The sequence below is a fragment of the Neobacillus niacini genome (genome assembly GCF_046591715.1).
Taxonomy (GTDB): Bacteria; Bacillota; Bacilli; order Bacillales; family Cytobacillaceae; genus Neobacillus; species Neobacillus niacini_L.
Map to the genome: position 1 here is coordinate 24,119 of NZ_JAWVNQ010000010.1, position 12,020 is coordinate 36,138.

Annotated in this window: 12 protein-coding genes; 10 read left to right on the forward strand and 2 right to left on the reverse strand. The window is 38.0% G+C overall.

Annotation, left to right across the window (positions count from 1 at the left end; genetic code table 11):
• Positions 1–6 precede the first annotated feature (6 nt).
• Positions 7–2,148 carry a type I pullulanase gene (pulA, locus tag SFC47_RS19775; RefSeq protein WP_411256126.1) on the forward strand — a complete coding sequence of 714 codons (2,142 nt, stop codon included), beginning with the start codon at positions 7–9 and terminating at the stop codon, positions 2,146–2,148.
• 186 nt (positions 2,149–2,334) lie between these two features.
• On the forward strand, positions 2,335–3,108 hold the full coding sequence (locus SFC47_RS19780) for a phosphotransferase (RefSeq protein WP_411256128.1): 774 nt from the start codon (positions 2,335–2,337) through the stop codon (positions 3,106–3,108).
• On the opposite strand, the gene SFC47_RS19785 is transcribed toward SFC47_RS19780, so the two are convergent.
• Positions 3,109–3,387, reverse strand: a complete 279-nt coding sequence (locus SFC47_RS19785; RefSeq protein ID WP_411256131.1) for a YtzH-like family protein — start codon at positions 3,385–3,387, stop codon at positions 3,109–3,111.
• Between the two features lie 133 nt (positions 3,388–3,520).
• Between SFC47_RS19785 and trmB the strand changes: the two genes are divergently transcribed.
• Entirely contained in the window at positions 3,521–4,162 is a 642-nt protein-coding gene (gene trmB, locus SFC47_RS19790; protein WP_411256132.1) for a tRNA (guanosine(46)-N7)-methyltransferase TrmB, read from the forward strand.
• A gap of 78 nt (positions 4,163–4,240) precedes the next feature.
• Positions 4,241–5,080 carry a YtnP family quorum-quenching lactonase gene (locus SFC47_RS19795; protein ID WP_411256135.1) on the forward strand — a complete coding sequence of 280 codons (840 nt, stop codon included), beginning with the start codon at positions 4,241–4,243 and terminating at the stop codon, positions 5,078–5,080.
• Positions 5,081–5,131: 51 nt separating this feature from the next.
• Here the strand turns inward: SFC47_RS19795 and SFC47_RS19800 are convergent, their stop codons facing one another.
• Positions 5,132–5,446 (reverse strand): PepSY domain-containing protein, encoded by a 315-nt coding sequence (locus tag SFC47_RS19800; protein ID WP_411256136.1) that lies wholly within the window; start codon positions 5,444–5,446, stop codon positions 5,132–5,134.
• Positions 5,447–5,610: 164 nt separating this feature from the next.
• On the opposite strand from SFC47_RS19800, the gene SFC47_RS19805 reads away from it, so the two are divergent.
• From SFC47_RS19805 to SFC47_RS19830, 6 genes are all read left to right on the forward strand, one after another.
• A complete protein-coding gene (locus SFC47_RS19805; protein WP_411256137.1) occupies positions 5,611–6,684 on the forward strand; it encodes a M42 family metallopeptidase in 1,074 nt (357 codons plus the stop codon).
• 58 nt (positions 6,685–6,742) lie between these two features.
• Positions 6,743–7,261 carry a DUF84 family protein gene (locus SFC47_RS19810; protein WP_411256140.1) on the forward strand — a complete coding sequence of 173 codons (519 nt, stop codon included), beginning with the start codon at positions 6,743–6,745 and terminating at the stop codon, positions 7,259–7,261.
• A 146-nt stretch (positions 7,262–7,407) separates the two neighbouring features.
• A complete protein-coding gene (locus SFC47_RS19815) occupies positions 7,408–7,902 on the forward strand; it encodes a hypothetical protein (RefSeq protein WP_411256141.1) in 495 nt (164 codons plus the stop codon).
• Positions 7,903–7,914: 12 nt separating this feature from the next.
• The gene (locus tag SFC47_RS19820) at positions 7,915–8,229 is read left to right on the forward strand and encodes a thioredoxin family protein (protein WP_411256143.1); all 315 of its coding nucleotides are present in this window, start codon (positions 7,915–7,917) and stop codon (positions 8,227–8,229) included.
• Between the two features lie 76 nt (positions 8,230–8,305).
• Positions 8,306–9,124: a DUF1444 domain-containing protein gene (locus SFC47_RS19825; protein WP_411256278.1), complete on the forward strand. Its 819-nt coding sequence runs from the start codon at positions 8,306–8,308 to the stop codon at positions 9,122–9,124.
• A 93-nt stretch (positions 9,125–9,217) separates the two neighbouring features.
• Complete coding sequence (locus SFC47_RS19830) at positions 9,218–11,926, forward strand: DNA translocase FtsK (protein WP_411256144.1); 2,709 nt, start codon at positions 9,218–9,220, stop codon at positions 11,924–11,926.
• Positions 11,927–12,020: the final 94 nt, after the last annotated feature.

Consider the following 12,020-nt stretch of genomic DNA (forward strand, 5'->3'; position numbering starts at 1 on the left):
ACTCGAATGAATTCCAATGACCGTAATTACCTAGCCTATTTAGATGAGATGGATATCATTACGATACTTCTTCCACTTACCTACCACCATGGATTGTCTTCCACATTCTCAATTTTAGATGAATCGCACAATGTTACAACCTTGCAAATATTAAAAAAACAACAAATAGAAAATTTTAATAAATATATTTGTCAGCTGAGTGAGGAAATTTCTTTAGGCCATCCTTATTGGATTATCGATGAACATGGCGGAAAAACCGATCTTCAAATTGGTGCAGTCATCCGGACTGCTCGATTTGATGACCGTTTTTTCTATGATGGTGATGACCTTGGTGTTAGTATCAAGGACCAGCAAACCCAATTTAAACTATGGGCACCCACTGCTATCCAAGTTAAATTGAAATTACGTAAGCCAAACAGCACCTTCTCGGAGATCATCAAAATGAGACGTGAGGATAAAGGTGTTTGGTCAGCAGTTGTTTTATCTGATTTAGATCTCTATCAATATACCTTTTTAATCCTTGTAAACCAAGAATGGCGGGAAGCGGTTGATCCATATGCTGTTAGTGTTACAGCAAATGGGGAGCTTGGGGTTATTGTTAAATTAGAGAAAACCTACAGGGAGAAACCATTACTGCCACCATTTGAAAGTCCAGTAGATGCAATCATATATGAAACTCATATCAGGGATTTCACGATTCATCCCAATAGCGGCGTGAAACACAAAGGTCTATATTTAGGTGCAGCAGAGTTAAATACGAAAGGGAAAAACGGTGAGCCTACAGCTCTCTCCTATGTTAAGGAATTAGGCATTACTCATATTGAATTCCTGCCATTCAATGATTACGCTGGAGTGAATGAATTAGAGCCTGATAAAGACTATAACTGGGGATATAACCCCGTTCACTTTAATGTTCCAGAAGGCTCCTATTCGACAAATCCTTCTGACCCATATGCTAGAATTATTGAGCTTAAACAAATGATTGATGGTATTCATAGTCAAGGAATAAGGGTCATCATGGATGTGGTATATAATCATGTCTATATCAGAGAAACTTCCTCATTTGAAAAAGTAGTACCCGGTTATTACTTTCGACATAATGAACTTGGTTTTCCATCAAATGGAACAGGAGTCGGAAATGATATTGCCTCAGAGAGAAAAATGGTAAGAAAGTTCATTCTGGATTCCATCCGCTTTTGGATGGAGGAATATCATATTGATGGCTTTCGTTTTGACCTAATGGGGATTTTAGATATTGATACAATGAGAGAAGTTAGAAAGTTATGTGACAATATTCAGGAGGGCACCCTGATTATTGGAGAGGGCTGGAATTTGAATACACCTCTTCCGATTGACAAAAAGGCTATCCTTCGTAATCAATCAAAGCTGCCTGGCATTGCTCAATTTAATGATAAGTTTCGGGATTCAATAAAAGGGAATACATTCAATTTGTATGATAAAGGTTATGTACTTGGTAATGAGCATTATTATGAGGATGCAAAAGAGGTCATAGCTGGGAGTATTGGTATAGATAAAGAAAGGCTTCTGACAAATCCTTCACAATCTGTGAACTATGCAGAATGTCATGATAATCATACAATGTGGGATAAACTGCTTTCCTGCCTGCCTGATATGGATGAAGTTCTCCATATTAAGTATCATAGGCTGGCCACAGGTCTGGTAATATTGTCTCAAGGTATCCCTTTTCTTCATAGTGGTCAGGAGTTCTTTCGTACCAAGCGGGGAGATGGAAACAGTTACAAATCTCCGGACCATATTAATCAGCTCGATTGGAATCGAAAGCATCATTACTCAGATAATGTAAATTATATTAAAGGATTAATAAAAATAAGAAAACAGTTCCCATGCTTCCGATTAAGAACAGGGGATGAAATTAAGGAGCGGCTGCAGGTCTTGCCGCTGCCGATTCCACTCATTGGATATCACATTCAAAATAATAATCAAGATTTCCGTGAGGTGATGTTATTGATTAATCCTTTAAGGAGTAAACAAACCATCCCGATTCCTGATGGACATTGGAGTGTTATCGTTGATGATAAAAGGGTGGAAATTTCCTCCAAACAAGTGGTTTCTGGGAAAGAAATAGTGGTGGAATCTGTTAGTTTAACCATTTTAGCAAAAAAATAGTTTCCTCGGTTGTACTTGACGACCAAAGCTAATTGGAGATAAAATTTAGTAAGATGGCTATTGTGTGTTATTGTCCAATAGCTTTTTTTATTTTTTTAAAAAATAGATTATAAAATTTTTCTTATATAACTACTAAATGGGTGTTAATACCCATTTGAGAACGGCATACATTGAAGGTGAACAATTTTGGAACATATATTAGGACAAGAATGGGAGATAGTCCCTGCAGGGGGTGCAACGGGAGAGGCCTTTTATGCCAGCTATAAAGACCAAAGGCTTTTTCTAAAACGCAATTCCTCTCCTTTTCTGGCAGTACTATCTGCAGAAGGAATCGTCCCAAAGCTTGTTTGGACAAAACGATTGGAAAACGGAGATGTGATTACAGCACAGCAGTGGCTGCCTGGACGTGAATTAAAGCCTCATGACATGAATCATGAAAATGTTGCGAGGATGCTTAGGAAGATTCACCGCTCTGAACCGATGGTAGGAATGCTGAGCAGGCTTGAAAAACAGCCCCTGCAGCCAGAAATGATTTTTCATTCTGTTGTGGAGCTTTTGGATGAAGAAGTGTTATCACTGCCTGTTGTAAAAGAAACATTAAGTTTTCTCTTAAACGATATACCAAATGTCTTATGTGAGGAGAAGGTAGTTTGTCATGGTGATGTCAATCATAACAACTGGCTGCTTACAGAAGACAACCAGTTGTATTTAATTGACTGGGATGGTGCGATGATCGCAGACCCTGCAATTGACTTGGGGATGCTGCTTTATTTGTATATACCAGAAAATCATTGGGACAGCTGGTTATCCATGTATGGAAAAACATTAACTGAAAACTTGAAGCTTAGAATGAAATGGTATGTGGCACTTCAAACTCTATCTTCGATCCAATTTTACAAAAACAAAAACAGACTGCAGGAAATGGATAAATGGATTACTTTTTTAGAGGACCTTTTGTAATCAAGAATAGGAGTCAATATTTGACACCCATTGAGAAAGATTACCTTGATTAGAAAGAATATGTTCGTCTAGGTCTGCCGTTTGGGCGCCATATTGACTGTAATCATACACTTCCTGTAAAATGCTTTTAACATTTTGATCAATTTGTGTGTTAACCATCAGAGATTTCACTAATCGTTCCAGTTGTTCACATTCGGAAACAGAACCACAGCAATCGGTTTGATGATTATTCAATATATCTTTTAGTAATGAAACTTGGTCCTGATGACTTAATGGCATGTTGGTACACCCTTTCAAGTGAAAATAAAAAAGAATTCACAGTTAGGTTGTGAATTCTTTTTTTGTTTATACATTAATGAGTTACCCCATTATTACCAATAATAAAAACAATTTAGGATATAGGAGTGGCACAATGAGACTAAGAAATAAACCATGGGCAAGAGAATATATAGAGGCACATCCTCAGTATATTGTTGCAGACCCAGAAAACTATAAGGGTAAGTGGAACGAAGTTTTTAAAAATGATCAGCCTCTTCATATTGAGGTAGGAACTGGTAAAGGCCGATTTATTACTGAAATGGCTAAGGCACATCCGGACATTAACTATATGGGAATCGAAATTTATGATTCCGTTATCGTGGCAGCATTAGACCGATTAATCGAGGAAGATTTACCAAATTTAAGACTGCTGAATGTCAATGCGAATGATTTAAATAAGTATTTTGAAAAAAATGATGTTGACAGAGTCTATTTGAATTTTTCAGATCCATGGCCAAAAACCCGTCACGAAAAGAGACGATTAACCTATAAGGATTTCTTGAAGCTTTATGAAGATATCTTGGTAGATAAGGGTGAAATCCATTTTAAAACCGATAACCAAGGTTTGTTTGAATACTCTTTAAAGAGTTTTTCTGAATATGGTTTATTATTAACCTTCCTCAGCTTGGATCTTCATAAAAGTGATTTTGAAGGAAATATCATGACAGAATATGAAGAAAAGTTCTCAGAAATGGGAAACAGAATTTACCGCTGTGAAGTTAAGTATCAGAACTAACAAAAAGGACAGTCTATTCAAAAGACTGTCCTTTTTGCATATGGTAAGATATAAATAACAGCTTAAAGGGGGCAGGATATGGAGTCGTTAAAAATTGGCAGAGTGGTACTAACGTGGCTTTCGGGTGGTGTGACAAACTTAGATGGGGGCGCAATGTTTGGTGTTGTTCCCAAACCATTATGGGCAAAAAGATATCCGCCAAATGAAAATAACCAAATAGAACTTCCTACCGATCCAATACTAATTCAAATGGATGGGAAAAATATCTTATTAGAAGCAGGACTTGGAAAGGGAAAACTATCGGAAAAGCAGCTTAGAAATTTTGGTGTGACAAAAGAATCTGATGTAGAAGGCTCTTTAAAAAAATTAGGGTTAGATACAATGGATATTGATTATGTTTTAATGACTCATATGCATAATGATCATGTTGGCGGGCTAACAAAGTTAGAAGATGGACAATATAAATCCACATTTCCTAAAGCCAAGATCATTACTTCAAGTATTGAATGGGATGAAATGAGGAACCCTAATATTCGCTCAAAAAGTACATATTGGAAGGAAAACTGGGAGGCAATTCAATCACAAGTAATTACTTTTGAGGAAAAGTGGAGCTTAGGGTCTATCAGTATGTATCATACTGGCGGGCATAGCAATGGACATTCAATCCTGCTTATTGAGGATGAATGTGAAGCAGCTATCCATATGGCAGATTTAATGCCTACACATGCCCATAAGAATTCATTATGGGTCATGGCCTATGATGATTATCCAATGGATTCTATTGCTGCAAAAGAGAAATGGGGCGCCTGGGTAAAGGATAAGGATGTATGGTTTACTTTTTACCATGATGCTTTCTATCGTGCAGTAAAATGGGGAATGGATGGGCAAATCAGAGACAGCATAAAGCGTGTAAAATAAGGTCAAACTAGCCGTACCCTAATGGATACGGCTAGTTATTAAAATATTGGCTCAAGTGGAAGCTTTAACATCTAGAAGTGTTCCGGTCGATGCGTCTGCAATGAATTCAAACTGTTCGTTTACCCCATTCTGACTTTTTGAGATTCCGCCCTTATAGACTTGATACTTGATCTGATGCTTTTCAAAAGGCTCTGTTACCATATGTATCCATGAACCGCTTATCGGACCATTTTGGTTAAATTGCCTTTTCACATTCTCCAAAACTTTTTCAGGTGAAACATATGTTTTTTGAGAAATAATTTCCTTAACTGCATAGCCGCTGATTACTCCAACAGCAGCACCGAGGATAAATGACTTCCAGTTCATACGGCACCTCCAAGATTTCAAATTGCTCTTGTTTCCAGTATATCTCATTTAACAGGCAGAACATAATAAATCCTTCTGACAAATTTATTGTTGGAAAGGGAGCAAGAAGTTCAGTAATATTAAAACATACATATATTTATTACACATTAAGGGGGAAGATTATTTTGAATGAACAAACATTAAATTTGTTTAAAACCTTAACAGAACTTCCGGGTGCTCCAGGTAATGAACATTTAGTTAGAAATTTTATGAGAGAGCAGTTATCTCAATACGCAGATGAAATTGTCCAAGATAAATTAGGCAGTATTTTTGGAGTGAAAAAAGGCAGTGAAAATGGTCCAACGATCATGGTAGCTGGCCACATGGACGAAGTTGGTTTCATGGTAACTGCTATTACGGATAATGGAATGCTTAGGTTTCAACCACTAGGAGGCTGGTGGAGCCAAGTCTTATTAGCTCAGCGTGTTCAGGTCATGACAAATAATGGACCTGTTATAGGTGTCGTAGGCTCCATTCCGCCCCATCTGCTAGATGAAGCGAAACGGAATAAACCGATGGAAATGAAAAATATGTTAATTGATATCGGTGCTGACGACCGGGAGGATGCAGAAAGAATCGGAATTAGGCCAGGTCAGGCGATCCTGCCTATTTGTCCTTTTACCCCTATGGCAAACGAAAAAAAGATTCTTGCGAAAGCATGGGACAATCGTTATGGCTGTGGACTGGCAATTGAACTGCTTCAAGAAGTAAAAAGTGAAACCTTGCCAAATATTCTATATTCTGGGGCAACTGTTCAAGAGGAAGTAGGGCTTCGCGGTGCCCAAACAGCTGCCAATATGATCAATCCAGATATCTTTTTTGCATTAGATGCAAGCCCGGCTAACGATATGTCGGGAAGTAAATCAGAATTTGGTCAATTAGGAAAGGGAGCACTCCTGCGTATTCTAGACAGATCCATGGTAACGCATCGAGGAATGAGAGAATTCATTCTCGATACAGCAGAAACAAACAAAATCCCATATCAATACTTTGTTTCACAAGGAGGTACCGACGCAGGCCGGGTCCATCAATCGGGCGAAGGAGTTCCAAGTGGTGTAATCGGTATTTGTTCACGTTACATTCATACACATGCATCCATGATTCATATCGATGATTATGCTGCAGCAAAAGAACTCATTGTAAAACTTGTAAAGTCTTGTGACCAAACGACAGTAGATACCATAAAGGCAAATAGTTAATAACTACCTAAGGAGGCATTGCTATGCCTTCTTTTTATATGGAAATGGAGAGAGTGGAATGAAAATCATCATTGGATCAAATAATCCCGCCAAAGTGGCTGCAGTAAAAAATGCATTTCAAGACCAAGAAGCACAGTTTCTTTCTTTAGATATCTCTTCAGGCGTTAGTGAACAACCCTTTTCGGACGAAGAGACCATTCAAGGAGCAATCAATCGGGCTCTTGGTGCATTGAAAATGGAAAATGGTGAAATTGGTATCGGTCTTGAGGGCGGGGTGCAGGAATCAACGCATGGCCTATTATTATGTAATTGGGGTGCACTAGCATCTGAGGATAATGAGCCAATTATTGCAGGCGGGGCAAGATTTCTTCTGCCAAGTGAAATAGCAGAAAGATTAAGAGCAGGAGAAGAACTTGGACCTGTTATGGATGACTATGCAAAAAAGGAAAATGTCAGAAAGAACGAAGGTGCTGTTGGTATCTTTACGAATGGAATAATTGATCGCAGAGAAATGTTTTCGCATATCATGAAGCTCTTAGTGGGGCAATTCTACTATCAAAAGGCTTTGAAAAAATAGAAAACTATACAAAATATAGAAAATACCTCTTATTTCGACAACAATTATCGACAAAAGACTTGTCTTTTGAATATTATGGAATGTATGATAGTGGTAGGACATTGTCGTATAGGAGGCGAAGAAAGCTGAAATTCTTTAATGCCATATTGATTATAACCTTATCTGTTATCTTCCTTGCTGCATGTGGAAAGTCAAATTTCGAAACAGAAAGTAAAGAAACGATAAAAGCAGTGAAAGAAGCACTAAATGAGAAGGCGAAAGAGACAAATAAAAAGAGTGAGGATATCAATTTTTATTTGCCCTTTGGATATGAAATCGAAGAAGAATCTCCGAATAATATCCTTTTGAAAAATGGGTCAAAACAATATATTCTTTTTAATAATCCACAAGAAAATAAAGTTAGTGATGTAGTATATGAATCAACAGTTGCACAAAATAAAGACCTTGAGATAAATGAACAATTTAAAAATAGTAATCAGTTTGGCTATCTAATCATAAAGAAACGTGAAGAAGATATGAATGAAATGACGATTGGGATTGGCGGAACAAAAATTACAACATTGATTAAAACAAGCAGTATGAAAAATGAAGCTGCTGTTATGACACAAATTGTAAAATCAGTAGAAAATGAAGGAAACTAGGAGGAGTTATTTGTGAAAAATTTAGAATCGATGGAGCAATTTGAGCAGCTCCGTGCTGAAGGGAAAACGATTTTTATGTTCTCTGCAGGCTGGTGTCCTGATTGCCGGATAATTGAACCAATTCTCCCTGAAATTGAATCAAAATATAGTGATTTTACTTTTATCCATGTTGACCGTGATCAGTTTATTGAGTTATGCCAACAGTTAGATGTATATGGAATCCCAAGTTTTATCGCTTTTGAAAAAGGTGAAGAGCTTGGCCGTTTTGTAAGTAAAGATAGGAAAACACAAGAGGAAATTGAAGGATTTATTAATGGTCTTAAATAATATAGCATTCATCCTCCATTTCTTTTGAGATGGAGGATTTTTAATGTACAATGGGTGGGAAGCTGGAGGGATAAAAATGAAAATGGATAGTATTAAAATGAAAAGAGAGTTAGAATCGCGATTAAACGCCGATGATCGGTTAATTCATTATGATCGAGAAAAGGATCAGCTGCGGATTGAAAATAAAGCCCTTGGAAAAGGGATAACCATTTCGCTGGGAGGGATTGTTGCTAAGTGGCATATAGAGAAGGAAAAGGCAATTGATGAGGTTGTTTATTATGTGGAAGAAGGTCTAAAGGCCATGACGGACACAGTCCAATTAACGGACCATGAGAAAAAGATATTTCCAGTCATTCGCTCAACATCTTTCCCTGCTGAAGCAGAGGAAGGTGTTCCATTCCTAACAGAGGAACATACCGCTGAAACGAAAATTTATTATGCCTATGACATGGGGACTACTTACCGATTAATCGATTCTCGAATTATGGAAAAAGAGGGATGGCAGGCAAGCCGGATTAAAGAAATTGCTTTATTTAATGTCAGGTCGCTAAAGACGGCCTTGAAAGAGGATCAAGTAGCAGGCAATACTTTTTATTTTCTTAATTCAAACGATGGATATGACGCAAGCAGGATACTAAATAAAGGCTTTCTAAATGATATGAAGCGAAAAGTGACAGGGACAATGGTCCTCGCTGTTCCTCATCAGGACGTCTTAATTATCGCTGATATAAAAAACAATACAGGGTATGATGTCTTAGCACAAATGGCCATGAGTTTCTTTGCTAATGGACGCGTACCGATAACTGCGTTGTCCTTTTTATATGAGGATGGGGAACTAGAACCGATTTTTATCTTAGGTAAAACACGAAATATGGATGGAAAAGGATCACGGTAAGTGGTCTTTTTTTCTTATTCTAAGATTTTCTGTCGAAAAAATAATAATAACTGTTAAAATAGAGTGATAGAAATAGTAGAAAGAGTGATAGTTTTGAGCTGGATCCAAAACTTTTTTCAAAGGTTTATAAAGGACAATCAAGATGAATATGCTGAATATGACATACATAACAAGCAGCACTTACGTTCATTGCCTCATAGGATAATTGAAGGGGGGAACCATTTAGATACAAAGATTTCTTATCAGTATCCTAAAGGACAGCTTCACTTCAAATTAAAGCAAGATGTCACAATGGCAAGATCCGAAAATGCACCCCGTAAAAACAGGTTAGAACGAAGTACAGAAAAAAGCGGAATAGACAAAAGCAGAACAGAGAAAAGAAGCAGCGACAGAAGAGTATCAGAAGCAAGGAAGGCAGCTGAAACTAAAAAGTTGCCTGAAACTAAGATGCATACTGAAGCTAAGATGCATACTGAAGCTAAAACTTATACACCGCCTGTTAATAAAAAACCGTTCCAGCTGACAGAAATCCCTTCGCCCATCTTTGGGTTTACGAGACCGAAGAAAGTCGCTGTAAATGTAGTTGAACATGAATTGAGCCATTTTTTTGCTGAAGAAAATGAGGAACATCTTGATTCCAATACTACTGTGTTAGAGAAAGAGCCATTCCCTGAAATGGAACTATCTGCTTCTGAAACAGCAGCAGCCCTAACTGATGAGATAGAGACGATTGAAGTAGTTCAGACAATTAAAGAAGTTGAGACACTGGAAGAAGCTCAGACAATTAAAGAAGTTGAGACACTGGAAGAAGTTCAGACAATTAAAGAAGTTGAGACACTGGAAGAAGCTCAAACAATTAAAGAAGTTGAGACACTGGAAGAAGCTCAGACAATTGAAGAAGTTGAGACACTGGAAGAAGCTCAGATAATTGAAGAAGTTGAGACATTGGAAGAAGCTCAGACAATTGAAGAAGTTAAGACACTGGAAGAAGCTCAAACATTTGAAAAAGTTGAGTCACTGGAAGAAGTTCCGGTAATAGAGAGTAAGGTGGAGGAAACGCCGCCAGAAATTGCTGAGGTGCATAGACCAAAAAGATCCCACCTTCCTTTCAATGTCATGATGCTGAAGCAAGATAAGTTAAAGTGGGAAGAAAGCAAAAGGAGAAGAACATTACCTGCTGAGAAATTAGAGCCGGAAAAGACAAGGGAAGAAACTCCCTTAGAAATGGAACCCTCCAATGTAGCAGTTGTCAAAGTGGAACCCTCAAATATTGGAGAAGCATTCCCAGTGGACCAGCCCGATGAATCGGAACCCGCTAAGGTGGAGCCTATTATAGAGGTGCTGTTAAAGGAACAGCCATTGCAAAATGAGACGAATATTTATGAATTCCCTAAGATGGACCTGCTAAATCCGCCAGTTATTGTGGAAGACGATACGGAATGGTTATTATACCAAGAAGAACTTTTAAACCAAACACTGCAAAATTTCAATGTTGGTGCAAGTGTTGTGAATGTAACGCAAGGACCAGCGGTAACTCGGTTTGAGGTGCAGCCAGAGCCAGGAGTCAAAGTTAACAAGATTACCAATCTAAGTGATGATATTAAACTAAGCCTTGCTGCCAGGGATATACGGATTGAAGCACCGATTCCAGGTAAACATACTATAGGCATTGAGGTGCCAAACCAGAAATCAAGGCCAGTGTTCATCAACGAAATCATACAAAGTTCAGTCTTTAATGAGTCGGTCTCCCCATTAACAGCCATACTAGGGCTGGATATTTCCGGGAAACCAATCGTTACCGATCTAAAGAAAATGCCCCATGGTTTAATTGCTGGAGCAACTGGTTCGGGAAAGAGTGTCTGTATTAATACTATCCTAGTAAGTTTATTGTATAAAGCAAGTCCAGAAGATTTAAAGCTATTATTGATTGATCCTAAGATGGTAGAACTAGCTCCATACAACCGAATTCCCCATCTAGTCAGTCCGGTCATAACGGATGTAAAGGCAGCTACTGCATCCTTGAAATGGGCTGTCGATGAAATGGAAAGGCGTTATGAGTTATTTGCTCATACTGGAGTCCGCGATATTAATCGATTTAATGAGCTTGCCATAAAGAATAAACAATACAGTGATAAACTTCCGTTTATTGTGATCATCATTGATGAATTAGCTGATTTAATGATGATGTCCCCTGCGGATGTTGAGGAAGCGATTTGCAGGATTGCTCAAAAAGCAAGAGCATGTGGAATTCATTTGATTGTGGCTACACAAAGACCTTCAGTGGATGTTATTACAGGGTTAATTAAAGCGAACATCCCAACGCGGATCGCCTTTTCTGTCTCTTCACAGGTAGATTCGCGAACGATTATTGATATAAGCGGGGCTGAGAAATTACTTGGCCGGGGAGATATGCTCTTTTTAGAAAATGGCTCATCAAAGCCTGTTCGTCTGCAGGGGACCTTTGTATCAGATGAAGAAATTGACCTTGTGGTCGGGCATGTAAGAGAGCAGCGTGAACCTGAATACTTGTTTGAACAAGAGGAACTATTAAAAAAGGCACAGATTACAGAAGAAGAAGATGAACTCTTTTATGAAGCTTGTGAATTTATTATTGAACAGGGGCTGGCCTCAACATCAAGTTTACAAAGGAGATTTAAAATAGGTTATAATCGTGCGGCCAGACTAATGGATATGCTTGAATCGAACGGTTTTATCACTAGTGCTAACGGAAGTAAGCCGCGAGAGGTATTGATAACCGAATCAGACTTGGAGTCATTGCAAGATACTGGTACAATAAATTAATCGTAAAAAAATAATGTGTGACTTAGGTATCAAATAGTTTTTATTGAAGAACAATGGTATAATACTTAAATGTGATTATATATTGATTCTATTC